A 24,455-nucleotide genomic window follows, 5' to 3' on the forward strand; every position below is an offset into this window, starting at 1 on the left:
ATTTTGTTATAAACTATTCACATTAAATATTCCGATATTTGGAATATTTTTATAAAAATCAGACTGTAATATAGTAGAAATACATTAAATGGAATAGCATGGAAACACGAGATATTGTCAATGCACCTGAACTTAAAAGAACAATAGTAGAACGTAGCCAACGCCGTAAAGATGACCCTGAAATTACCCAATGGTTAGAAAAAAAATTCTTTGAATATGTGATTAAGCATTTTCATCCTGTCTTTCATGTCAACTCAGTTGCTGCTTGGAAAATCTGCCAGTTGCCTCAGCCGATTCCTGCATGGTTTTTGAAAAAACTTGAACAACAGCCAGATAGTCAGATGTTGTATATTGATTCTTTGCATGAACAGATTTTAGCACTAGAGAAACCACTCTTGGAATTTTTTAACTCTAGACTCAAAACCAATCTAAAAGGTAAATTCATGAAAATGACTTATGACCAAGTCTTAGATGCTTGGCATAAAGATCATGAAGCGATGAAAAAGCGTTTAGAAAAAGGGCAATGGGACAGTTCTGAACACGCGATTACTGAGGTGTTAAAAGTAGATACGGGACGTTTTATTGAAATCACAGCAACAGGAATGTTACTGCGTAAAGAGATGGCTTTTGAGTCACGTTATATGCAGCATTGTCTGGGACAGTTCGCCAATCTGACTGAACTTAAAGATGGTTATGGTGAGCATTATGTAACCCAGAAAGAATATGGTCTATTGCGTTATTTTAGCCTAAGAGATGCTTCCAATAAGCCACATGTCACGATCAGTTTGGAGTGGGATGGAGATGCGTGGTGTATTGAGCAAATTAAGGGGAAACAGAACCAAGTTCCTGTTAAAAAATATGTTGATGATGTTTTATTGTTTTTAAATCATATTCAACCCAAAAATAACCACAATTCAGATTGTTCGAATCTTGGAATTATATACCGTCCTGAACTTTTAGACCCACAGCAAACTGACGGTTCAGTTGAGCAACAAAAAAATGGCTTATTGCACAGTGAACTACTGCCATATTTTTACTTTTATGAATTAACTGATCCATTGGTTGTCGAAGGAATAGTGATGCAAAATCCAGATTTAATGGAACTTTGTACACAGCAAAGCTCGGTTTTACAATGGATGATGTTGGCAACAAATAAAGAGGAATATATTCAAAATCCACAAAACACTTTGATTCAACAAGTCATGCAATTTAATCAAACAGATTTTGATCAAAGAAAACTAAATATTTCACTTAAATTTGAAAAGAAGAAAACACTTCCGCTTATTTTACATTTGATCTTACTCCCTTTTTATCTCATTTTTTTAGTATTGGGTTTGCTCAGCCAGATTCCTTGGGTTGGCTGGATATTTAAAATTTTAATGTTTATTTTTGCAATTCCTGCAATGCCACTTTTAAAAAGCAGGGCAAATCAAAGAAAAAAATGGGCTTTGGCAACAGGTGATTTGATTTATGTACGCAATAAAATTTCTTGTGATGACATTGATACACTCATGCTGGATGATTTTAAAAATCAAGAAGCAAAATATAGAACACATTTAGACCAACTCTTGAAATTGGAACAAAATAGCCAAATCGAACGTTTGCAAAAAATTGAATTCTTTTTAAAAGAGTATTTTTATGTTGGTGACTTATATGGTTGGTATGATTTAAATCAAGAAGCCAGACCCTATTACCGGGATGTTTTGGTCTATGCCCACATCCAAAAAATTATCATGATGCGCTTGCTGCATCAGTTTGAATATGTCGAAGAAGATGAAGCTTGGCAATATATTTTGGCTTCAGCCCAAATCATTCAAGAGTGTTGCACAAGTTGGCAGGAAATGGGGCAATATTATGCGCAAGGTCGAGAAATTGATTTGATCATACGCCATTCAGACTATAACAATTATGATAAATCAGCACGTTTTGAAATCCAGCAATATCTTGAAAAAAACGTGTGTAATTGGAAATCTTTAGACTGGAATTTGGCACTGCTGCCAGAACTTGCCGACTTAAAAATACAGCCCATCGCATTTGATTCAACTCGGACATCCTCCAATTACAGTATGGAAGCTTCATCATGATTAAAGCCGAGTATGTCCATGAAACTTTAAGAAAAGAGGGACAGTATCCCCTTGGTTTATTGGAAAATAAACAATATGAAGCCTTAGAGCAATATTTTACTGAACTCTGGAATAGCCGAACTGAGAAAAGTGCATTTCAATGGGAAAGTGAGTGGTTTGCTTATCCTTATCAGATGTTTTCTGAGATGTTTTTAAACCAAGGACCTCAGGCGCTTCAGCACCTTGAAGAGTGGTCGAAAACATATCCTGAAAGTTTTTTTCCTTATGTGATCAAAGTGCGCTATTGGGCATTTTGGGCTTCAGAATATCGTGGGGGATCTTGGGCAAACCAAGTCTCAGAAGATATGTGGGATTGTGCTCGTGAAGCACAAAAGCAAATTTATGCCACTGCAATGCAGGCAATCGTTTTTTCTCCTAACGCATGGACTGTTGTGATTCATTTACTGAATGCAGCAGCAAAACTGGATGAACCAAAGTGGTTTGATAAGTGGCTATTTAAACAGAAACAACCTCAAAATTTAAAACATGTCATTAAGCCCAAATTGCAGAAAATTGCCAAGTTAAGTGGATTATCAACAGATTTAGCTTTGACATTGCCTCAGCAGATTCCAGACATGCTGAAACCTTATCTGGATTTAAAAGCTGAATTGGATTTACCGCAAAATGAAGCGGCATTTTGGTTGAAAGTTTTTCTTGATCAGTCTCAGTATGGTCTTGTTGCTGCAATTGATTATTGTTGGTATTTATTGCCGCGTTGGGGTTATAACTATCAGGCAATTATTGAGTTTATTCAATCTGATTGGTGTGATCATTTTACTGAAATAGAAAAAAATGAACTTCACTTTGTGATGTGGTATGACACTGTAGAGGACAGTTACTCCGATGATCAAACTGGGGAGATCAAAAAACATATTCAAATCGCGTTGGATTTATTAAAACGTCCTTTGAGTGAAAAAAATCGCGCTAAAATCTATCTGCGTTTAGCCTATTTTTATACCTTGTTGAATGAGTCTGATGCAAAAATTCTCGATTGTTATTTGCACACGATTGGGCATGATGTATTTGATGAATATGATTTGCAACGTGCTATTTATTATTGGTTTAAATATGCAAAAGATCATGATTTTTTAGGTCATATTGCGATTTCAAACCGAAAAACCTTAGCCAGTGCTGCGGTTCTCTATGGATTACTTGCTCAACAGGGTTGGTCTGGTGTAGAAAAAAATCCATTGGTCGCCCAGTCTTGGTTTGAGTTTGCCAAAAGTTTAGAAAAGCCGAAAGCCTTTCCTGAAGGTGAATACTGTTGCTTCTATCGTGTCTATAAAAGTTTTGATGAACTTGAAAGCTATCCTGATGTGATTGATATGCTGCACGCCGCATCAGAACTGGGTTATGTCAATCCTAGCTTCACTTGTGGATATATTCATTCAAGAGAAGACTCAAGTTTATATGATGTAGATATAGCAAAAAAATATTCAAATAAGGCAGCAGAACAAGGGCATTATATTGCCATGTACAATATGGGGGTAAATTACCTCAATCGGGGTATTAAAGATGATGAAAGCAATCCCTTTCCGTTATTACAGCAAAGTTTAAACTATTTTGAACAGGCTAGAATTGGGCTTGAAAAATCACGCACGGAGGGTACTTATGAATATCAAGAACTTGAAGATGACATCATAGACCTATATGCGGATCGCTTATATCACTACAGTTATTATCCCGAGCTTGGTGATATTATTATTCCACAATTGATATCACATGGCTGGAATCGACATATTAAGGCAATGAGTGCTTTAGCAAGGCTTTACGCAGATCAAGCCAATCGTGCGCACTACTTTGACTATACGACCGCAGTAAAATGGTGTGAAGCGGCTCGCATACAAGAACCTGAAAATGATGAGGTGTTGAATGCAATTGCTGTGGTTGAAACGGATTCGATGAAAAAGATTTTAAAATATCAATTTACTGTCGACAAAATCCCTGTTGAAGATATGCCGGGACGACAAGACGTATTGTTTTAATTAACTGTTCGTGGTCAAAGTGTTGTATGCAATTTTATCAACACTTTGATTTATTTTAAATAAAGGAATATTCAAGATGCGTTTATATCATTGCAAAGTATGGAGGACGATTATTCGAATAATTTAATGTATTTGATAAAGTAAAATGATTCATCATGACTAGGACCTACCACCCGTCCTGCATTTTTTTCAAATTTGATCTCTGCCTGAACTTTTTTGTTGATATGTTGCTTTTTTAATGTTTGTCCATCTATTTCTTCATCTGGATCGAACCATTTTCCACATTTCTGATTGCAATAGGCATGGATCGTCTTGCCCTGTATATTTTTCAACATCAATGAAAGGTCATCTGTGCCACCACCATCCACCAAAATATAGTTTTGTGTTCCGGCATAGGCGCTCAAATTAATCGTTATAAAGGCGAGTATAAGCAACAGTCTTTTCATTATTTGCTCAAAATATTCTATCGTTTTGATTTATTGGTTTTTTACAGCAAATTTAAGGTCTGTATCAACAGACCTTAAATCATTGCAGTGTATTAATGGTCGTGATGTAAATATTTGGGTTGTTTAGGCAACTGCATGCTACAGAATAAACAAATAACCAGCATGACAATGACATAGATGAAGAATGTATTTTCATGCCCTAAATCTTTCAGTTTTAATGCAACCGCCGGAGCTGATCCGCCAAAAATAGCATTACCAACGGCATAAGCAAAACCTACACCGAGTGCACGGATATGCGGTGGAAACATTTCGGCTTTTACCAACCCACTAATCGAGGTATAAAAACTCAGCAACATCATAAGGAAGATCAGTAGCAAAGTTACAATCACAGCTGAACCACTGAAATAAGGCATTGCAATCACCATCACTGGATAGATAAAAATACCACAGGTGATACTGAATAGCATCATGGATGAGCGTCTGCCAATGCGGTCTGCCAGCATGCCAAACAAGGGTTGAGCACACATAAAGATAAACAGTGCAATGGTCATCATATAACCTACTGTTTTATCAGCAAATCCTAAACTGGTAATATAGGTTTTGGAATATACAGTGATGATATAGAAACATAGAGAACCCGCAGAGGTATAACCCACCACCAGTAAAAAGGTGCTCCAATTTTTAGTCAGCAACTCTTTTAGACTACCTGAGCCTTCTTTACGCCCATCATCTTCAGACAAAGTCTCTTTGAGATGACGACGTGCAAAAAAGGACAGAATCGCGACCACACCACCAATGATAAATGGAATACGCCATCCACCATCCATGAGCTGTTCTTTTGACATCAGTGCCAACATGATCACGCCAAGTAAACTCGCCAAGAGCTGTCCGCCTGATAGTGTCACGTACTGGAACGATGAGTAAAAACCACGTTGACCTTTTAAAGCAACCTCGCTCATATAGGTGGCTACTGTCCCATATTCACCACCTACTGAAAGCCCTTGTAACAATCTGACAGCTAACAATAAAAACGGCGCAGCCATGCCGACTTGTTCATAGGTTGGAAGTGCTGCAAATAAAAATGAGCTGACTGCCATTAAACTAATGGAAATGATCATTGACTTTTTACGTCCAAAAGTGTCGCCAATCCAACCAAACAGCCAACTGCCAATCGGGCGCATAAAAAAACTGGCAGCAAAAACTCCCCATACATAAATCGCTTTGGTGGAGTCATTCATATCAGGTGCAGTCAATGCGTGGGTAAAATAAGTGGCAAAAGCGGCATAAATATAAAAGTCAAACCATTCCACTAAGTTACCAGATGCAGCGCCGACAATTGCCATGACACGATTACGTTTTTCGTGAGGCGCATAGGTATGTGTTTCAGTCATAAAACATCCTTATTCTAGTGCTGCAATAATTTATGTTTAAAAATGAGAAAATTAGGCTTTTAACTTCCAAATTCTTTGAATGATTTTAGATTTAAATCATGAACGAAATGCGTCATTGGAACAAAAAATACACAGCTTACTACACGCCTATCTATAAATTAATGCATGAATACTATTGTTTTTATTTGCATAATATGAGAATTTATAGATTAATAGCATGCTATAAAATAAATATACAACATCAATAACCAGACATGTTTAGTGTACATTTTTTATGATTTTTAAATTTCTTTGGATAAAAGCATATTACCACTGATCGGACAAAATGAGAATTTCAATGGAAATGGTGAATTGAGTTTTTTATTTATCAGCTTTATATAAGAATAACTATACATTCTACAATAACAGAGATAATTGATAAGCAATCCTATAATAAATTGAATTCCATAAAATATTCTGTAATTTATAAAATATTGTGAAAATTATCAAAAAATCAATAAATTGGTATTCATGTGAAAAATACTTTGTGATGGACAAAACATAATATTTTATTATATGGTGATGGTTAATTTAGAACAACTACACAATTAATCATGTTTAATAATATTTATTCTGCTTTAGAAAAAATGGGTCTTACTGCCCAAAAACGTGCAATCCATGTGTCTTTTTCAAATACTGATCTTAATCAACTTGTATTTTTACAACGTATCGATGGGGCGCATGCCATCAATGAAGGCATGAATTTACAACTTATTTGTTTATCTACACGAAATGATATCGCTTTAAAGCGTTTTATAGGGTGTCGTGTAGCTGTTGATATGATTAATGATCGATCCGAGCTCAATCGCATTTCAGGAATTGTGACTCAAGCAGAACTGGGTTCCTCGGATGGTGCCTTGACAATTTATCGCCTTACTGTAGAAGACCCAACTGTGCTTTGGAAATATCGAAGAAATAGCCGTGTGTTTATGGCCAAGTCGGTTATTGGCGTTATTCAAATACTCTTTTCTGAATGGGTACAACGGAGTTCGTTATTTGCTTCAAGTCTAACTTTGGACCTCTATGGTATAACCAAGGATTACGATGTCAGACCGATGTTTATACAGGTATCTGAAAGCGATTATGATTTTTTAACTCGGTTGATGAGAAGTGAAGGAATAAATTGGCTAATTGATGAAACACAGCTTAAAGTTCCTCATTTCAACGACTACATCCAACCTCAAAAGCTTCGCTTGATTGATGACAATGCTCAATATAAAAGCTTAGAACGTCGTACTATCCGTTTTCATCGTAGCAGTGCTGTCGAACAACAAGACACAATCACGACATTGACAGGCTTACGTTCACTTCAACCAACATCTGTGCATATCCAACGATGGCAAGCCGATATGCTGGATATAGAAGAAGGCGCAGGCAATGTTTTAAGTAAGCATCAACATAGTGGCAGCTACGATAACGCGAGTCTGGGCTTAGAACAGGTATGGCAGTTTAGCCCTGCATGGGTTCAAGACCTGAATGGAGAAGATGGAGCAACTGCATCGGGCAACAGTCAGGTGGAGCATTTTAATCAAAACTTGAGCAATTATTATGACGCCCAGGCCAAACGATATACTGCTGTTTCGACAGTAATAGATGCACAGGTGGGCTATTGGTTTGAGCTAAATGATCATTTTCGATTAGATCAAAAAGTCTCTTCCAATAATGAATTTTTAATTATCTCCAAGATCTTCTATAACCAAAACAATTTACCCAAAGACCTTAGCCATCAGGTCGAAGCACTCATCCAACAAAGCCGATGGCAATTCGCCCATATCACCACACCCAATAGCGAAGAGCGCCAAGCGAATCAACTCATCCTACAACGACGTAATATAGCCATTGTTCCTGAATACAATCCGCTGAAACATCGACCAATCGCATATCCAATGCGAGCGAGAGTCGTCGGACCGAGTGGAGAGGAAATCTATGTCGATGAATGGGGACGTATCAAAGTAAGATTCTTATTTACCCGTCACGAAGACCACAAACATGATGGTGGCGCAGGCTCGAACGATAATGATACCGACTCGGCTTGGGTGGATGTATTAACGCCATGGGCAGGAGAAGTCTATGGGGCAAGATTCTTACCAAGAGTTGGAGAAATCGTCATGATCTCGTTCAGTGATGGTGACATTGACAGACCCTTTGTACTGGGGCGAATTCATGAAGGATATCGCTACCCAACCAAATTTGATGACCAAGGCAAGTTGCCAGATACCAAAAAATTAGCAGGGATTAAAACTAAGGAATATCAGGGCGGTGGATATAACCAATTGCGTTTTGACGATACCACCAACCAGATCAGTACTCAGTTGCACAGCAGTCATGCAACAAGCCAGCTGAATCTTGGCAATCTCAGCCATCCAAAAGAGACAGATACCAGCGAAGGGAGAGGTGAAGGCTTTGAACTCAGAACCGATAAATGGGGTGCAGTACGTGCAGGGCAAGGCTTATTACTGTCGACCTATCAACAAGAACATGCCAAAGGCGATCATCTTGACGCAGCGCCTGCCAAGAAACAACTTGAAGGCAGTCAAATCAAAAGTAAAGCACTCAGTGATATCGCCAAGAACCAAAAGACCGATGAAATAGAATCAGTTGAGCAACTTAAAATATTTGCTCAACAGCTTCGACAAGAAATTGCCAAATTTAATCAAGCTGTGCTTTTACTGAGTTCCCAAGATGGGATTGCTTTAAGCACGCCTGACAATATCCATTTATCTGCGGATGCCCATATCAATCAAATTGCTGGTGACAGCATTAACTTTAGCGCGCAAAAGAACTGGATTGTGCATGCAAAAAATAAAATAAGTTTATTTTCTGTGATGAATGGCATCAACTTTATTGCAGCACAGGGAAAATTTAATATTCACGCGCAGGCAAATGCTTTAGAACTATTTGCCAAACTTGGGATCACGATATCTTCGACAGAAGACCGTGTTGAAATCAATAGCTCGAAAGAAGTTCAGATTACAGGCAAATCCTCAAGGATTACCTTGAACGGTGCAGGTATTTTATGCGAAACAGATCGTATGTTTGAAGTAAAGTCTGGACAACAGAAGTTTCAGGGAGGGGTTAAAGTTAAAACTGAAATTCCATTACTCCCCATCATGAATAATATTAGATCTTTTACGAATAAATGGGATTTTTATAACTTATTTTATGAAAATAAATTTTCAGAAGTTAAATATAAGTTAATCAATACTAAAAATAGTACCTACATTTCAGGAACTTTAGATGCGCATGGTCGAACTCAACGTGTAAATACAGATGAAAATCAAGACTATGAAATTCTTATAGGCACAGATCAGGCATGGACTGTATCTATTGATGATGGCAATGAAAATGATGATTTTGAGTATCACTGTAACTGTGATTCACATGAGCAAGAGATATAATTATGGATTGTTTAGCAAATATTCGGTTTTTAGATGCATTAGATCAACCTATTAATGGTTTAGTTCATCAACTTTGGGTGGGCACGTTGCTTATATCAGACTTTGTAACTACTACAAACGGTGAATCAGTGTGGATCAAGCGTCCAATAGGTACAATCATAGATATTCGAGTAAGAAGTATAACTTCAGGAAAATATGAGTCAAAAGTAAAAATACAGTTAATTGGAGAAAAAACTACTTTTATCATACGTAGCCCAAAAGTACTGCTCAAAGGTTTAAATTTTTCTGCAAAAGATGTCGCTACTGGGGCATATATAAGATCAACATATGTTGTTGCCGAGGGGGATTATTTATCTCGAATAGCAGTGGATAATAATACCACAACCGCTGAATTAATCAGGATGAACAGTCTAAAAAGTGATACTGATATTCATCCCGGGCAAGTATTAAAGCTTCCCGTTAAACAAACAAATCTTACGTCTTCTTCAGAAAATATACCAAAGCCAAAAGTACCAACGCCAAGTCAGCAAGAAAAAACGAAGATTATTGTTGTTCAGCAAAATGATACATTAGTTTTGATCGCCAAATTAACAGGTAATACAGTTGATGAAATTAAAAGATTAAGTGGTCTAAGTAGTGATCAATTAAGCACTAATCAAAAGTTAAGAGTTTATGACCGTCAAGTAAAATCAGCTATAGCTAAGAAAACAGAGGAGAAAAAGCCTGTAACTCCAAAAGTAAAACAAGACGCATCAAAAAATAAGGAGTCAACACCTGTGGCTACAGTGGAATCGCCTGAGTCCGTTAATGCTAATGGTTTGGTACCTGAAGCATGTGGTGGAGAAAAGCACTACAAAAGAGCATTAGCTCGAATTGCTGAACTTCATCCAGTATATCAGCCATATGTAGTGAAATTAATCAATACAGGCTATCAACAATTAGCTATATGTTGGACAATCACAGATGGATATAGAAGCCCGTCTGCACAAGGAGCTTTATCTGGTGGTGTAACAAAAGCTGGACCATTAAAAAGTTATCATCAATATGGTTTAGCTGTAGATGTGTGGTCGGTAAGGGATGGAGAAATTGTATATTATGATACTAGATTGAAAAAAGCTGATCGTGAAAAATTAGCAGTAGCAGATCAAACGAAATTAGCTCCTATTGGAGAAAGTCTTGGTCTTATTTGGGGTGGGCTATGGACCACAATATTCGATCCCCCTCATTTTGAATTACATCCTAATGGTAAAACATGGCGTGATTTAAAACCGCAACTTTTACAACTTGGTGTAAGCAATTATAAAAAACTAAAATTTTAAAATTAGGAATACATATGAGGATTTTTTTTATACTAATATCTATAACATTATTATCTACTGGTTGTCTTGTTAAAAATGATTTTCTCCATAAATATGTAAGTAGTGAAATTGATAGTAGATTTAAAAAATTACAGGAATTTACTATGGAATATGAATTGGAAAATGGCGGTCCTGTCTTTGATAGTGATGTAAGTATCTATAAAATAAATAAAAAACAATGTGTTCTTGTTTCAAAAATTGATGGTGATTCTGGAGTATATGGTACAGAAACCATTTTATATTTTTATAACTCAAAAGTTTTATATGGATACTATGTAAATTACAACTATAGATTTTTAAATGGTGAGGGTTCTATTAAGTTAAATGAGGTAAATTATGAAAACCCTGAAATTGAAAACTCACTGATTGAGTTGGAAAAAGAATTTAGTAAGTATATAAATGATATTGGTAAAAATACTTTAAGTGAGTGTTCTAATTAATATAATTCTTTCATAAATAATTTTTACTCAACTCTAAATTATTAATACCTATTAATTAAGCCTTAAGCTAAGTAGTTTTTTATCTATTTTAATAAGTATCCAAAAACTTATATATCTTTCTTATTAAAATTAATGAGAGAAAATTGGGATTAGTATGGGGTATTTAAAAAAGTGCTGATTACCCATTTTTTGAATTGCATCCGAATGATAAGACTTGGCGTATTTTAAAGCCACAGTTTTTGCAATTAAGGGTAAGTAATTATAAAAAATAACTTTTTAAAAGGATGACTTTATTATGATTCTAAGAATTTGGATAGTCATAGTGTTTTTTATAACTACAAATGTCAAAGCAAAAGAGAATTTACTTACTGGTGAAGAAATTAGTAAAAGTAATATATTTAGGTGGAGGATGCTTGGTGAGATTTTTAATTGCAATCATTTTTATATTTAGCGTTTGTACTGTACAGGCAAAAACTGACATTAAATATACTGGTTACGAGATTGGTAATAGGTATAAAATGTTACAGAGTTTTATTGCTGACTATGAGATTGAAAATGGAGGTCCTATATTAGATAATAAAGTAATTATTTATAAAGTTAACAAGAATCAATGTGTGATTGTTTCAAGGGTTGATGGCGATTCTGGTGGGTATGGGAGTGAAGATATTTTATACTTTGATGGTTCTAAGTTTTTATCAGGATATAGTCTAAATTATAGTTACATATTTTTAAATGAAGAGGGGATAGAAAAATCAGAGAAGCCAAATTATATGGAAATTATTGATGATAATGATAATTTGAAAATTTTAAAAAATGATTTTATTAAATATTTTAGATTATTTAATAAAATTACTTTAAATAAGTGTTAAATTATTATATTGGATTTAAATTAATGTTCTGCTGTTAGAAAAAAAATATAATAAAACCTCAAACAATCAATGAGGTTTTATAACAAGATTAAATGAATTTTTACTTTACTGACTCGGTGTAGAGTCCGGAACTGGCGTTGAAGTCTGAACTTTTGACTGCTTTGGCGTTAGTAGCAAATGACTGATCATTCCAATACAAATACCCCAAAAAACCGAACTAAACCCTAAAAAGTGCATTCCAGAAACCGTGGCAAGAAATGTAATCAATGCAGCATCTCGCTGAGAATCATCTTTCATAGCAGCACTCATATTGGTTGCAATTGCCCCTAGCAATGCCAAGCCTGCAAGTGCTGCAATCAATTCTTTAGGTAAAATACTAAAGAGCATGACGAGGCTACCGGCAAATAAACCACCAAGAATATAAAAAATACCATTGGCAATGCCTGCAATATAACGTTTTTCTTTACGCTCATGAGCATCTTTACCTGTGCACAGTGCGGCAGTAATTGCAGCAAGTACAATGGTGATTCCTCCTGTAAACGCAACTACAATCGAGGTGATACTTGCGACTGTTAAAATAGGTTTGGCAGGAGTTTGATAACCACTGAGTTTTAAAATAGCCATACCAGGTAAAAATTGCCCGGTTAAGCTGACAATGGTGAGTGGAATCGCAAGGTTTAGTGTAGAAGACCATGTCCATTCAGGGTAAATCATATGTGGAATCGCAAGAGCAAAATCCATTGCAACAGGTTGGATTTGCCCTAGACTGAAACTCAGTACCACACCTGCAATCAGTACCCAGATAATGGCATAACGGGGAGAATACCGTTTTGCCAATAGAAAACAAATCAGCATACCAAAGACAAGATAAGGCATGTTATCCGAAGCTTTAAAAAGTCCCAGACCAAACTGAAAAAGAATGCCTGCCATCATGCCTGCCGCCAGTCCTTGAGGAATCCATTTTAAAAGTCTATCAAAGGAGCCAGTGATGCCGATTAAAAAAATAATAACCGCTGAAGTGATATAAGCAGCAACGACTTCATTTAAAGAAATATGTGGAAATAATGCCACAAGCAATGCTGTTCCGGGTGCAGACCATGCTGTAATGATTGGGGTTTTAAACTTGATGGATAAAATAATACCCGCAATCGCCGCGCCAATCGAACTTCCCCAAATCCATGATGCCATCATGGAAGAAGAAACGTTGGCTTGTTGAGCGGCTTGAAAAAAGATAATCATGGGTCCCGCATAAGAAATCAGTACAGCTAAGAACCCAGCGACTGTTGCGGAAATAGACCAATCTTGTTTAAGTGTTTTTAACAGGGTTGCCATTGGGCAAAGCCTCCATGCGATGAGTTCAATGTTCCTGTTGCATAATATGGATGATCAGTTTATCCCTGATCACCACCACCGACAGGGACAACCGTACCTGTCATATATGAAGATTCATCTGATGCCAAAAATAAAATGGCATTGACCTGTTCTTGGATCGTGCCATAACGTCCCATAAAAGTTCGATCTATGGTTTGGTCAACAACATCCTGCATCCATTGTTGTTCATTTTCAGTCAATGCTGTGCTATTGCGTGGCACTTTACGTGGCGGCGCTTCTGTGCCTCCTGTCGCCACGGCATTAACTCGAATTCCATCTTTGGCATGTTCAAATGCGAGTCCAGTGGTTAAGCCATTGACGCCACCTTTGGATGCCGAATAGGGTACACGGTTGATACCGCAAGTTGCGATTGAAGAAACATTGACGATCGTACCGTGTTGGTTTTTGATCATTTCAGGTAAAACCGCGCGACAACACCATAAAGTCGGGAACAATGAACGATTCACTTCTTTGATAATTTCCGCTTCAGAAAATTCCTGAAAAGGTTTCATCCAAATTGCACCACCGACATTATTGACCAAAATGTCGACTCGTCCGTAGCAAGCAATCGCTTTGCTGACGACGGATTCAGCACCTGCAAAGGTTTCCAAATCTGCATGAATCGTGACGGCTTTGCCGCCCAGTTGTATGATTTCAGCCAATACTTCTTCGACATATTCAGAACGATCAGCCATGACCACTAGTGCACCTTCAGCTGCCATTTGTAATGCAACGCCACGGCCAATACCTTGAGCCGCACCGGTAACAATCACCACTTTATTTTCAAATCTTTGTCTATTTGACATTTACTCAGCTCCAAAATCAGACCAAATTAATTGGCTGAGAATTTTTCAAATAAGAAATTTGCAGGTTGAATCCCTTCTTGATCTAACCATGTACGAACGGCTTCAACCATAGGTACGGGACCACAGAGATAAACATCGACATCGCCTTGATTTAACCAGTCATTTTCAATATGACCCGTCACATAACCTTTACGTTCATGTGTCGATTCTGGATGGGCAACGACTGTTCGAAACTCAAACCACGAGAACTTATCTTGCAGTTCATTGAGCTTGTCTAATGCCACAAGATCAAAGTCATTGGTGACACCGAAAACCAAACGAACCGGCTGTGTTGAGCCTTTTTCTTCAAGCACCTGCAACATGGACATAAACGGCGCAATGCCCGTACCGCCTGCGAGCATAAGAACAGGGCGGACAACATTTCTAAGGTAAAAACTTCCAAATGGACCTGTAAATGTCATTTTGTCACCAGCTTTGGCATTGGCACTTAAAAAATCACTCATTTTTCCATTGGGAACATTGCGAACCACAAAGCCTGTTAAACGATGTCCTGGTTTGGAACTAAACGAGTAGGAGCGTGTTTCACTGGTTCCCGGAATAGCAACATTGACATACTGTCCTGCGAGGAAATGAATATCAGGCTGTCCCTCATCCAATTGAATATCAAATGTGATGGTTGAATCAGAGAGGTTTTCTACCCGTGACAGTGTACCTTGAAAGGCATGAATTTCGGTTTTACATACCTCAGATGAGGCTTGAATTTGAAAAACAGCATCTGAATTGGGTCTGCATTGGCAAGCTAAAATATAACCTTGTTCTGCTTCTTCTGCTGTTAACGCATCTTCAATATAGCTTTCTTCAGGCATATCGAATGTACCTGATTCACAAAAAGCTCGACAGGTTCCACAAGCGCCATCACGGCAGTCTAATGGAATATTAATTTTTTGACGGTAGGCTGCATCAGATAAAGTTTCACCTTGTGCAACTGAGATAAAACGAGTTACGCCATCTTCAAATTGAAGTGCAACATTGTGGTTTGACATGGCTGGTGGTCCTATAAAAATCTTTAAACATTGGATCGCACTTAGCCCAACGATGCTTGAGCTAGAGCGAAGATCAGCTTATGGTGTCTGCACAATTAGAGGTGATAGATATCAATCACTTGATTGATGTAGTCATTTTTCAAAACCACATATTTATTTAAAATCTGGGGTTGAGGGCCTGAAAAGTCGATTTCGTAGCGTGACATTCCAAAGTAGCTGTAACTGGTTTTGTAGCGGAAACTTAAGGTGTTCCAATTAAACCGAACCGTGACTTTAAGCCCATCAGTCGCAACCACTTCAATATTATTGATATTGTGACTGGTACGTGTATCGGGCATTGTTGCTGAAGAGCGTTCGGTTTTTATACGGAAGATGCGATCTTCCAATCCTTGGCGATCTGGATAGTAAATCAATGAAATTTCGGCTTGCGGGTCTTCTGTAAGACGATCATCATCATCCCAAGCAGGCATCCAAAAAGACGCAGTGGGTGCATAACATGCCAACCATTGGTCCCATTCTTCATCATCTAAGAAGCGAGCTTCACGATAGAGAAACTGAGCAATATTTTCTAAAGACACTTGTTCAATATGTGCTGTTGCATTCATGCGATTTCTCCTTGCATGCTCGTTTCCTGTTGAGCCAATTTTTTTTCTGATTGGATGGCATGTTTCATCACCTCTAACCAGTATTGATGCTGTGCAAGGTATAAACCTTCATCTTCTGTTTTAATGCCGCTGAGTTTTGGCTTTAAACCAATTTCATTGGCAGCATCGTCTGGACCTTGGATCCAATGCTTTGAGCCGCGGCACATATCGTTCCATTCCAATTCAATACCCGCATAACCCGCTTGGCAGGCACGGAACTCTTCGAGGTCGTCAGGAGTCGCCATACCTGATGCATTAAAGAAATCTTCATATTGACGGATACGGCGTGCACGTGCCTCTGGTGCTTCACCTACAGGTGCAATACAGTAAATCGTGACTTCTGTTTTATTGACTGAAATCGGGCGGAGTACACGAATTTGTGATCCGAATTGATCCATAAAATAAACATTCGGATATAGACATAAATTACGAGAGCGTTCGATCATCCACTTCGACATGGGTGCGCCGAATTTTTCGGCATATTCTGCGGCTTTTGGATAGTTCGGACGATCTTCAGGATTTGCCCATTGGGTCCACAACAGCATGTGACCATGCTCAAACCCATAAGAACCACCACCTTGTTTACCCCATGCACCTGCACTCATGGCACGAACATTATCATTTTCCTGTTGTTTTTCTTTTCGTTGTTGGGTGGTTGCAGCGTAGTTCCAATGTACAGCCGAAACATGATAGCCATCAGCACCATTTTCAGCGGTAAGTTTCCAGTTTCCATCGTAGGTATAAGTCGATGCGCCCCGTAAAACCTCTAAACCTTGATCAGACTGGTCTACAATCATGTCAATGATTTTGGTGGTTTCACCAAGAAATGAAACGAGGTTGGGTACATCAGGGTTTAAACTTCCGAAAAGAAAACCTTTATAACTCTCAAAACGCGCAACTTTTTTGAGATCATGAGACCCTTCTTGGTTAAAGCAATCTGAATAACCTGCTTCGCTTGGATCTTTAACTTTGAGTAATTTACCTGAGTTATTAAATGTCCAACCGTGAAAAGGACAGGTATAAGTCGCCTTATTGCCACGTTTATGACGGCATAACTGTGCGCCACGATGGGAACATGCATTGATCATTGCATTTAATTCACCATTGCGATTACGCGCAATGATGATCGGCTGGCGACCAATATGTGTCGTGTAATAATCATTATTGTTGGGAATTTGACTTTCATGTGCCAAATATACCCAATTACCTTCAAAAATATATTTCATTTCAAGATCAAATAGACTTTGATCTGTAAATACTGAGCGATGAAGTTTAAATTCACCTGTTTCAAAGTTATCGACCAAAAGCTCATCAATACGATCAAGATGGCTGGTGTTTATCACTGGAATACGTGGCATGTTGTTTCTCCGGATTTCCAAATAAGATTGCGGAACCGAAATATCGAAATGAATTTTTTTTTCGGTTCAATACGTATGTTCAAGCGTGAGCACGTCGACGATCGACTTCTGTCGATGGGGTTTGAGCTTGCGTCTGGATCAGTTGAATATTGAATTCAATCTTTTTAAAGGCTTTGTCTAAACCATAACGGGCAATTTCAACTTCATCGGTGACGTCTATGGCAGCTGCGACCAGACCTTCACGTGTAGCAAAAGCAAAGTCATCCCAAAGGTACTGATCACCTTCGATATTGAATTGGGTGGTCAGTTTTCGATAACCTGGTGCTGAGACAAAATAATGTACATGCGACGGACGATTGCCATGACGCCCCAATTGATTTAAAAGAGCTTGAGTTGTCCCATGAGGTGGGCATCCATAACCCACAGGCATCGTGGTTTGAGCGACATATTTTCCATTTACATCGGTCAAAATGGTGCGGCGTAAATTAAAATCAGCTTGCGATTTGTCAAAAAAGGAATATGCGCCTAGGCGATTGGCATGCCAAATCTCAACTTTGGCATTGGGAATGAGATTGCCTTGGAGATCTGTAACAGTGCCTTCAATCAACAGAGTATCAATCAGAGCGACTTCAGAACCATCATCCATACGGGCGAAACCGACTGATTCTGGTGCGCCAGAAACATAAAGTGGACCTTCGATGGTACGTGGTGTTCCACCTGTAATCCCTGCTTTGACATCGGCTTCATCAGCACGCAGATCTAAAAAATGCTCAAGTCCTAAACCTGCGGCCAAGAGACCAAGTTCATTGGCTTGACCTGCATCGGTAAAATATTCCAGTCCTTTCCAGAGTTCAGTCTGGGAAATATCGAGATCATCGATGGCTTGAAAAAGATCAGCGACTAAGCGAACCACAATTTGTTGAATACGAGGATCAACCTTAGCTGTTGCTGTATCGATATTCATTTGCTTGACTAAAGCATCGATTTCTTGACGATTCATACTAAGCTCCTTAAGTATGAGTGGTTTGGCATCGCATGCTGAATAAAATTTGCTCGCAACTTTGCTGCCCACTTTCCGTGTTGTTGGCAACAAGACTTAACACTTAAACTGCTGTTGGTTATTCATTGGGCTAACAGAATGTCATGCTTGGTTTGGCGATGAATAACTAAAATGTTCAGTCTTGCTTTACATCTTGCTTTTGATATACCTTAAAAGAATGAATGATCGCTGTCTAAGATCAAATTTGCATTTTTTTATATCTTAAAAGTATGGAGTTTGAGATGGAACTCAGGCATTTGCGCTATTTTGTTGCTGTTGTAGAAGAACAGAGTTTTACCAAAGCGGCTGAAAAGCTTTATATTGCTCAACCCCCGTTGAGCAGACAGATTCAAAACCTTGAGAGTGAATTGGGGATCTCGCTTTTCGAACGGGGAAGTCGTCCATTAAAGACCACTGAAGCGGGACAATTTTTTTATCAACACGCCGTTAAACTTTTGTCTAATGCTGAAGAAGTAAAGTCGATGACCAAACGGATTGGTTTGATCGAAAAAACAGTCACCATGGGTTTTGTCGGCTCACTATTGTACGGTTTACTGCCCAAAATTGTTTATATGTTTCGACAACAACAACCCCATCTAAAAATTGAATTGGTTGAAATGAGTACCAAAGATCAAATTCAAGCTTTAAAAGAGGGGCGTATCGATGTTGGATTTGGGCGTTTAAGGATTTCTGATCCCGCTGTTCGACGAGTTTTATTGCGAGAAGAACCCTTAATGCTGGCTGTTCATATCAGCCACCCTTTGGCTGATTCAAAAGGGACGTATTTTGCGGATATAGAAGACGAGAATTTATTTCTCTATCCAAGCCATCCGAAGCCCAACTTTTCTACACAGGTTCGTCATCTGTTCTCTGAACATGGTTTAGATCCTAAAAATTTAAAAGAGGTTCGGGAAATTCAATTAGCCTTGGGGTTGGTCGCAGCAGGTGAAGGTATGTGTGTTGTGCCTGAAAGTGCAAAAACCATTCAATTACCGAATTTAATCTATATCCCCATGTTGGACAGCTCTGCAAAAAGTCCTATCTTTATGGCAATTCGTTGTATGGATGAAAGCGAGGATATTCGATCCTTGTTTGATTGTATTTACCAGGTTTATGATTTGGAAGGTTTTCAATATGATCGTGCAAGTTTTAGCACAATATATTAGAGGTGATAACTCATCATAAATGGTTGGCGTTATGGGCTGAAATTAAGTATTGAATCTCTCGTCATGCAGAAAACATGAAATAAGATAGCGTATTTAAAAGCTCATAATGCAGTTAAAAAAAACTGTTTATTTGTTCATACTGTTTTAATCACATTGATCAGTAAAAATATAATCGAATAACCAAGAGTACTTAAATATTTTAAGGCAAGCGCCATTATTGTTGATATTTTATGTGAAAAGTAACATATTGAAAAAGCAGAATAAGTCTTTTTATGTGCATTAATAATCTAAAAATAGCCAATTAAAATTTAAAATAAAAAATAAATGATCAAAAATATAAGGCTGTATTATTTTAATCATACTTTTTAATCTATTGTTTATTCAAACAAAAATATTAAACCGACTTTTTAGGTATGGATATATATTCAATCGGTTTTGGACAAAAAATAGGGCTTACTCCATTGTCTGAGAAAACTTAGATGACGTTTCTCAGCAGGAGGCTGAATATGCAATTAAATATCAATCAGATTGTGGACGAGGCAAAATTTACCCCATTTCATTGGGGGGTTTTATTATGGTGTTTATCTATCATTATTTTTGACGGTTATGATTTGGTTATTTATGGCGTAGCTTTACCGTTGCTGATGCAGGAGTGGGGGCTCACTGCTGTTCAAGCAGGAATGCTTGCCAGTACAGCGTTATTTGGCATGATGTTTGGTGCAATGAGTTTCGGGACTTTATCGGACAAACTTGGTCGTAAAAAAACCATTATGATTTGTGTGGCAATTTTCAGTGGCTTTACTTTCTTAGGTGCTTTTGCAAAAACACCTGTTGAATTTGGAAGTTTACGTTTTTTAGCAGGTCTTGGAATCGGTGGTGTGATGCCAAATGTGGTGGCTCTGATGACTGAATATGCACCTAAACGTATTCGCAGTACATTGGTTGCAGTGATGTTTAGTGGATATGCCATAGGAGGTATGGCTTCAGCATTATTGGGGGCTTGGTTGGTGGTGGATTATGGCTGGAAAATTATGTTTTATATCGCCATTATTCCTTTTTTAGCGCTTCCTTTGATCTGGAAATTTTTACCTGAATCTTTGATGTATTTGACTCAAAAAGAAAAAACTGATCATGTCCGTGAGATTGTGCAAAAAATAGCACCACATCAGAATTTAACGGCATCAACTCAATTTGTTCTGAATGAAGTCACTGCTGAAGATCAAGCACCATTACGTGCGTTATTTCAACAAGGTCGTACTTTTAGCACCCTCATGTTTTGGGCTGCATTTTTCATGTGTTTATTGATGGTTTATGCACTGGGGAGCTGGTTACCAAAGCTGATGATTCAGGCAGGTTATTCTTTAGGTGCAAGTATGATTTTCTTATTTGCATTGAATATTGGCGGGATGGTCGGTGCGATTGGCGGAGGTGCATTGGCAGATAGATTTCACATTAAACCTGTATTGACCATCATGTTTGCTGTTGGTGCTATGGCACTCATTTTACTTGGTTTTAAAAGTCCACAGGCCGTGCTTTATACACTGATTGCAATTGCAGGTGCAGCAACAATCGGTTCGCAAATCCTACTTTATACCTTTGTTGCTCAATTTTATCCTGCTGCTGTACGTTCAACGGGGATGGGATGGGCGTCTGGTATTGGACGTATCGGTGCAATTGTAGGTCCAGTCCTCACTGGTGCATTGCTCACGTTTGAACTTCCTCATCAAATGAATTTTCTTGTGATTGCGATTCCGGGCGTAATCGCTGCATTGGCAATCTTTCTCGTTAACCTAAAGGCTTCTGTAGAAAAAAATCCAGTCCTTTCTTCAGCCTCAACACAACAAAATATTGTTGGAAATACAACAAACTAATCTTTTTTTCAGCCTGAATCATGGAGATTAAGGCTGGTTTAGAATAATCAATCGTAGAGAATAGGATGCTTTCTACAATGAAAAAAATGAATTACAGTATTATTTGGGTTTCAATCGGTTTATCTAGTCTAGGGATGACTCATGCAGGCTCACTTTCAGAGCTTGAACAATTGAAAAGTGAGGTCAAACAGTTGCGTGAAATGATTGGGCAGCATCAAAAACAGCAAAATCAAGCTGTTGAGCTGATACACAATCAGCCACAGACCATTCAACTGCCAGATGCAAATTCCTCAACCTCACCGTTATTAATGCGTTCTAAAGCCGGCGTTGATGTCAATCTATATGGCAATGTCCGGGCAGATTTGTTATATCAGGCAGAAGGTGGAAGTGCTGATCGACTTTATAATCAAATCAATAGCGTACCATTGAAAGGCAATAACGAGAGCAGTGATGTACTGAGATCGACCCTTGCAGCGACGCGCATAGGATTAGATTTTAAAACCGCGGATCAGGATCTAAATGCAAAGATAGAAGTTGATTTCTTGGGCGCAAATGAGGCATTGAGAATCCGTCATGCTTATTTCAATTATGGCGCATGGTTAGTTGGTCAAACTTGGTCAAATTTTGCTGTTCCAGATTATATGCCCGAAACGATTGATGCACTGGGTTATGTCGGTGGAGCAGTAAAGCGTGATCCTCAAGTCCGTTATACGCATAAATTCAATGCAGAAACACAATTGGTCAGTGCTGTGGAGGATTCAAAAGATGCGTTATCGCAGATGCGTTTGCCTTTATTTTCCACACGTTTGAATCATAGCTTTGCAGATCGTGCAGGTAGCATGAGTGTAAGGGCAATGATGAGTCAAAAGCGCACTGCTACAGATGATGAATTGGCATGGGGTGTGGGTATCGGAGCAAAATATGAACTCAGTACAAAAACCACATTAAAAGCTGATTATTATCATGTTAAAGGCGACTCAAGTTTAGTGTCATGGACCAATGCTGGGTTTTCTGTGGATGCCAACAAGAAAATCATGGCAATGAATGAATTTGATTCTATTACTCTGGGCGTGACCCAACAGTTTAGTCCACAATGGCGTTCAACCTTGGGCTATGGTTATATGAAAGCGGATGAAAATCAGAAATATATTCAATATTTGAGCGATCCGACGAAAGCCAATAAGCATGTGTGGCAGGCTTGGGCAAATGTATTTTACAGCCCGAAAAAACCGTTAAGCTTTGGACTGGAATATGTCTATGGCGAGCGTAAAGCCTTTGCTGCTGGTGTCAATGGGCAAGATACAGGGGAGGATAATCGTTTTAATGCAGTGGCGATGTATAATTTTTAATGGGAAATCTTAAACCAGGTTTCCCATAAAAATTTATAAAACTGCATCTTAAAATGGACAGACCTTTTCACATTTTAAAAGCACTCGTTTAATTAGGCTTAAACAAGTGCTTTTTATATATCACTCATGCGGATTCTTTTAAAAAAGAACGAATTTCTTGACTAAACTTGACTGGTTCTGTGATGAGTGGGGTATGTCCAGAACGTTTAAAAATAATATTCTTCGCATTGGCTAGGCGATTGGAAATTTGTTTTTGTCCTTCAGCTGGATAAAGTGAGGACTTTTCACCAATGAAAAAGGTGGTAGGACAAGCCAATTGAGCAATGGCATCCCGGTAATCTTCATTATGATGGAGATAATTGTCGATATACCAAGTTAAATAGTCCATACGACGGATTGGCAAGAGGTGTTTTTGCAGTTGCGGATGTTTTAAGGCTAAATTAAACATAAATGGACTTAATTTGTTACTGCCTTGAATCTTAATGAAGTTCAGCCAAATTTGAATCAGTTCTGTTCGAGGTTCAAGTGGCAATTCATCGACAAAACGATAGTCGGAATACTGATGTAAAAAGTCTGAAAAATCTTTGAGTAATCGCTTTATTTTAAAATATTTTTTCCCAAATAAACCAAATTCCCAAGTCTCGTCTGTTGGAATTTTAGGGGTTTGATCAATATGTAAATAGGCTTTCAATTTGCTGGCTAAATTCCCATACTGCATGCCATGCATTGCTGTGGTGGCACCCATGGAATACCCCATGAGAATAAAATGATTTAAATTCAGTTGCTCAATTAAACTTTCCAGGTCACGCCAGTGATTGGATATCGCATCAATATCCTGTGGAATATTACAGGTTCTTGAACCACCAAAACCGCGCCAGTCGGGAATATAAAATTTGTATTGTTTGATGTTGGGCAATAAGAAAGGGAGCCATTGCCAGCTATGCATGCCTAAACCTGACAAAACAAGTACAGGTTCACCTTGACCAATTTCACGGACAAATAATTTTTCGCCATCAGGCATTGTATAATGTGGCATGCATATTCCTACGGATTGTCTTTATTCTCAAATGCTTTTAATTGTGGAATCACTTCATTGAGCCAGTTGATCCAACCAGTTTCCAAATCTATTCCCAATTGTAAAATCATTTTATGGATATATAAAGTACGATCAAGTGTCTCAGTGTGTTCAAAATCTTTGGAAAAGATTTGAAGATAGAGTTTTAGGTTTTCTTGATGCAATTTTAAATGACGTTCTAATTCAGGTAAAACAGTATTTCCACCAAATTGTGCTTCAGCACGTAAACGTACCATCAGTTCTTCACGGAGTTGAGCAGGTTGCCCTTGCTTGACCATCCAGTCCGCCAGTTCAACGCGCCCTAGTTGTTCAACCTGATAGGTTTTTTTACGACCTTGATCCGCTTGGTCTTCTAGAGTCGAAATCCAGCCCTTTTTTTGCATGCCATTGAGTTCACGATAAATTTGCTGATGGGTTGCATTCCAAAAGAATCCCATCGATCGGTCGAAACGTCGTGCCAACTCAAAACCTGTGCTTGGTTTTTCAATCAGACTGGTCAATAAAACATGGGCTAATGACATTGTGTAATATGAGATCAATAAAATAAATATAAAGTCATTATGCAACATGTTGCATAAAAATCAAATCTCGATTATAAATAGTCAAACTATGCAACTTGTTGCATTAAAAAATATTAGACTTTTTCATCAGATTGATAGCTAGCGAATGCACGCCAAGGAGTTT

At 38.1% G+C, this 24,455-nt stretch carries 19 protein-coding genes; 9 read left to right on the forward strand and 10 right to left on the reverse strand.

Annotation, left to right across the window (positions count from 1 at the left end; translation table 11 throughout):
* The first annotated feature begins 98 nt into the window (after positions 1-98).
* Entirely contained in the window at positions 99-2,084 is a 1,986-nt protein-coding gene (locus IMO47_RS17705) for a DUF1266 domain-containing protein (protein ID WP_196075414.1), read from the forward strand.
* Complete coding sequence (locus IMO47_RS17710; RefSeq protein ID WP_196075415.1) at positions 2,081-4,108, forward strand: DUF4034 domain-containing protein; 2,028 nt, start codon at positions 2,081-2,083, stop codon at positions 4,106-4,108. The genes IMO47_RS17705 and IMO47_RS17710 overlap by 4 nt, the downstream gene beginning before the upstream one ends.
* Positions 4,109-4,218: 110 nt before the next feature.
* Here the strand turns inward: IMO47_RS17710 and IMO47_RS17715 are convergent, their stop codons facing one another.
* Entirely contained in the window at positions 4,219-4,554 is a 336-nt protein-coding gene (locus IMO47_RS17715) for a hypothetical protein (RefSeq protein WP_196075416.1), read from the reverse strand.
* 92 nt (positions 4,555-4,646) lie between these two features.
* Positions 4,647-5,945, reverse strand: a complete 1,299-nt coding sequence (locus IMO47_RS17720; RefSeq protein WP_196075417.1) for an MFS transporter — start codon at positions 5,943-5,945, stop codon at positions 4,647-4,649.
* 593 nt (positions 5,946-6,538) lie between these two features.
* Here IMO47_RS17720 and IMO47_RS17725 point away from each other — a divergent pair.
* The 4 genes from IMO47_RS17725 (at position 6,539) to IMO47_RS17740 (ending at position 12,049) form a co-directional block, all read left to right on the forward strand.
* Positions 6,539-9,382, forward strand: coding sequence for a type VI secretion system Vgr family protein (locus IMO47_RS17725; RefSeq protein ID WP_196077845.1), 2,844 nt, complete (start codon positions 6,539-6,541; stop codon positions 9,380-9,382).
* 2 nt (positions 9,383-9,384) lie between these two features.
* Positions 9,385-10,701, forward strand: coding sequence for a M15 family metallopeptidase (locus IMO47_RS17730; RefSeq protein ID WP_196076368.1), 1,317 nt, complete (start codon positions 9,385-9,387; stop codon positions 10,699-10,701).
* A 143-nt stretch (positions 10,702-10,844) separates the two neighbouring features.
* The gene (locus IMO47_RS17735; RefSeq protein WP_227552370.1) at positions 10,845-11,180 is read left to right on the forward strand and encodes a hypothetical protein; all 336 of its coding nucleotides are present in this window, start codon (positions 10,845-10,847) and stop codon (positions 11,178-11,180) included.
* Between the two features lie 341 nt (positions 11,181-11,521).
* Positions 11,522-12,049: a hypothetical protein gene (locus tag IMO47_RS17740; RefSeq protein ID WP_242052697.1), complete on the forward strand. Its 528-nt coding sequence runs from the start codon at positions 11,522-11,524 to the stop codon at positions 12,047-12,049.
* 105 nt (positions 12,050-12,154) lie between these two features.
* Here IMO47_RS17740 and benE read toward each other — a convergent pair whose 3' ends face one another.
* From benE to catA, 6 genes are all read right to left on the reverse strand, one after another.
* Positions 12,155-13,381, reverse strand: a complete 1,227-nt coding sequence (gene benE / locus IMO47_RS17745; RefSeq protein ID WP_196076384.1) for a benzoate/H(+) symporter BenE — start codon at positions 13,379-13,381, stop codon at positions 12,155-12,157.
* A gap of 59 nt (positions 13,382-13,440) precedes the next feature.
* Positions 13,441-14,226, reverse strand: a complete 786-nt coding sequence (benD, locus tag IMO47_RS17750) for a benzoate diol dehydrogenase BenD (protein WP_196076383.1) — start codon at positions 14,224-14,226, stop codon at positions 13,441-13,443.
* Positions 14,227-14,252: 26 nt separating this feature from the next.
* Positions 14,253-15,269, reverse strand: a complete 1,017-nt coding sequence (benC, locus tag IMO47_RS17755; protein ID WP_196076382.1) for a benzoate 1,2-dioxygenase electron transfer component BenC — start codon at positions 15,267-15,269, stop codon at positions 14,253-14,255.
* Between the two features lie 95 nt (positions 15,270-15,364).
* Entirely contained in the window at positions 15,365-15,874 is a 510-nt protein-coding gene (benB, locus tag IMO47_RS17760; RefSeq protein ID WP_196076381.1) for a benzoate 1,2-dioxygenase small subunit, read from the reverse strand.
* Positions 15,871-17,271, reverse strand: coding sequence for a benzoate 1,2-dioxygenase large subunit (gene benA, locus IMO47_RS17765; protein WP_196076380.1), 1,401 nt, complete (start codon positions 17,269-17,271; stop codon positions 15,871-15,873). The genes benB and benA overlap by 4 nt, the downstream gene beginning before the upstream one ends.
* Before the next feature lie 79 nt (positions 17,272-17,350).
* Positions 17,351-18,271 carry a catechol 1,2-dioxygenase gene (gene catA / locus IMO47_RS17770; protein WP_196076379.1) on the reverse strand — a complete coding sequence of 307 codons (921 nt, stop codon included), beginning with the start codon at positions 18,269-18,271 and terminating at the stop codon, positions 17,351-17,353.
* Positions 18,272-18,552: 281 nt separating this feature from the next.
* On the opposite strand from catA, the gene IMO47_RS17775 reads away from it, so the two are divergent.
* The 3 genes from IMO47_RS17775 to IMO47_RS17785 all read left to right on the forward strand — a co-directional run bounded on the left by IMO47_RS17775 (position 18,553) and on the right by IMO47_RS17785 (position 22,696).
* Complete coding sequence (locus IMO47_RS17775; protein WP_196076378.1) at positions 18,553-19,476, forward strand: LysR family transcriptional regulator; 924 nt, start codon at positions 18,553-18,555, stop codon at positions 19,474-19,476.
* Between the two features lie 506 nt (positions 19,477-19,982).
* Positions 19,983-21,347: an MFS transporter gene (locus IMO47_RS17780; RefSeq protein WP_196076770.1), complete on the forward strand. Its 1,365-nt coding sequence runs from the start codon at positions 19,983-19,985 to the stop codon at positions 21,345-21,347.
* Positions 21,348-21,424: 77 nt separating this feature from the next.
* A complete protein-coding gene (locus IMO47_RS17785) occupies positions 21,425-22,696 on the forward strand; it encodes a DcaP family trimeric outer membrane transporter (protein ID WP_196076771.1) in 1,272 nt (423 codons plus the stop codon).
* 124 nt (positions 22,697-22,820) lie between these two features.
* On the opposite strand, the gene IMO47_RS17790 is transcribed toward IMO47_RS17785, so the two are convergent.
* Both IMO47_RS17790 and IMO47_RS17795 read right to left on the reverse strand, forming a co-directional pair.
* Complete coding sequence (locus IMO47_RS17790) at positions 22,821-23,732, reverse strand: alpha/beta hydrolase (RefSeq protein ID WP_196076772.1); 912 nt, start codon at positions 23,730-23,732, stop codon at positions 22,821-22,823.
* An 8-nt stretch (positions 23,733-23,740) separates the two neighbouring features.
* Positions 23,741-24,292, reverse strand: a complete 552-nt coding sequence (locus tag IMO47_RS17795) for a PadR family transcriptional regulator (RefSeq protein WP_196076773.1) — start codon at positions 24,290-24,292, stop codon at positions 23,741-23,743.
* Positions 24,293-24,455 lie beyond the last annotated feature (163 nt).

Origin of the sequence: Acinetobacter sp. Res13-Abat-PEC15-P4-01 (assembly GCF_015676285.1) — a bacterium.
Taxonomy (GTDB): Bacteria; Pseudomonadota; Gammaproteobacteria; order Pseudomonadales; family Moraxellaceae; genus Acinetobacter; species Acinetobacter nematophilus.

What these genes read in the sequence shown, in the direction of transcription:
- IMO47_RS17775 (WP_196076378.1), top strand. Translation starts at nt 18,553, where the DNA reads ATGGAACTCAGGCATTTGCGCTATTTTGTTGCTGTTGTAGAAGAACAG.
- IMO47_RS17725 (WP_196077845.1), top strand. Translation starts at nt 6,539, where the DNA reads ATGTTTAATAATATTTATTCTGCTTTAGAAAAAATGGGTCTTACTGCC.
- IMO47_RS17735 (WP_227552370.1), top strand. Translation starts at nt 10,845, where the DNA reads ATGGAATATGAATTGGAAAATGGCGGTCCTGTCTTTGATAGTGATGTA.
- IMO47_RS17715 (WP_196075416.1), bottom strand. Translation starts at nt 4,554, where the DNA reads ATGAAAAGACTGTTGCTTATACTCGCCTTTATAACGATTAATTTGAGC.
- IMO47_RS17790 (WP_196076772.1), bottom strand. Translation starts at nt 23,732, where the DNA reads ATGCCACATTATACAATGCCTGATGGCGAAAAATTATTTGTCCGTGAA.
- benB (WP_196076381.1), bottom strand. Translation starts at nt 15,874, where the DNA reads ATGAATGCAACAGCACATATTGAACAAGTGTCTTTAGAAAATATTGCT.
- IMO47_RS17780 (WP_196076770.1), top strand. Translation starts at nt 19,983, where the DNA reads ATGCAATTAAATATCAATCAGATTGTGGACGAGGCAAAATTTACCCCA.
- IMO47_RS17730 (WP_196076368.1), top strand. Translation starts at nt 9,385, where the DNA reads ATGGATTGTTTAGCAAATATTCGGTTTTTAGATGCATTAGATCAACCT.
- IMO47_RS17705 (WP_196075414.1), top strand. Translation starts at nt 99, where the DNA reads ATGGAAACACGAGATATTGTCAATGCACCTGAACTTAAAAGAACAATA.
- IMO47_RS17720 (WP_196075417.1), bottom strand. Translation starts at nt 5,945, where the DNA reads ATGACTGAAACACATACCTATGCGCCTCACGAAAAACGTAATCGTGTC.
- benA (WP_196076380.1), bottom strand. Translation starts at nt 17,271, where the DNA reads ATGCCACGTATTCCAGTGATAAACACCAGCCATCTTGATCGTATTGAT.
- benD (WP_196076383.1), bottom strand. Translation starts at nt 14,226, where the DNA reads ATGTCAAATAGACAAAGATTTGAAAATAAAGTGGTGATTGTTACCGGT.
- catA (WP_196076379.1), bottom strand. Translation starts at nt 18,271, where the DNA reads ATGAATCGTCAAGAAATCGATGCTTTAGTCAAGCAAATGAATATCGAT.
- IMO47_RS17795 (WP_196076773.1), bottom strand. Translation starts at nt 24,292, where the DNA reads ATGTCATTAGCCCATGTTTTATTGACCAGTCTGATTGAAAAACCAAGC.
- benE (WP_196076384.1), bottom strand. Translation starts at nt 13,381, where the DNA reads ATGGCAACCCTGTTAAAAACACTTAAACAAGATTGGTCTATTTCCGCA.
- benC (WP_196076382.1), bottom strand. Translation starts at nt 15,269, where the DNA reads ATGTCAAACCACAATGTTGCACTTCAATTTGAAGATGGCGTAACTCGT.
- IMO47_RS17740 (WP_242052697.1), top strand. Translation starts at nt 11,522, where the DNA reads ATGTCAAAGCAAAAGAGAATTTACTTACTGGTGAAGAAATTAGTAAAA.
- IMO47_RS17710 (WP_196075415.1), top strand. Translation starts at nt 2,081, where the DNA reads ATGATTAAAGCCGAGTATGTCCATGAAACTTTAAGAAAAGAGGGACAG.
- IMO47_RS17785 (WP_196076771.1), top strand. Translation starts at nt 21,425, where the DNA reads ATGAAAAAAATGAATTACAGTATTATTTGGGTTTCAATCGGTTTATCT.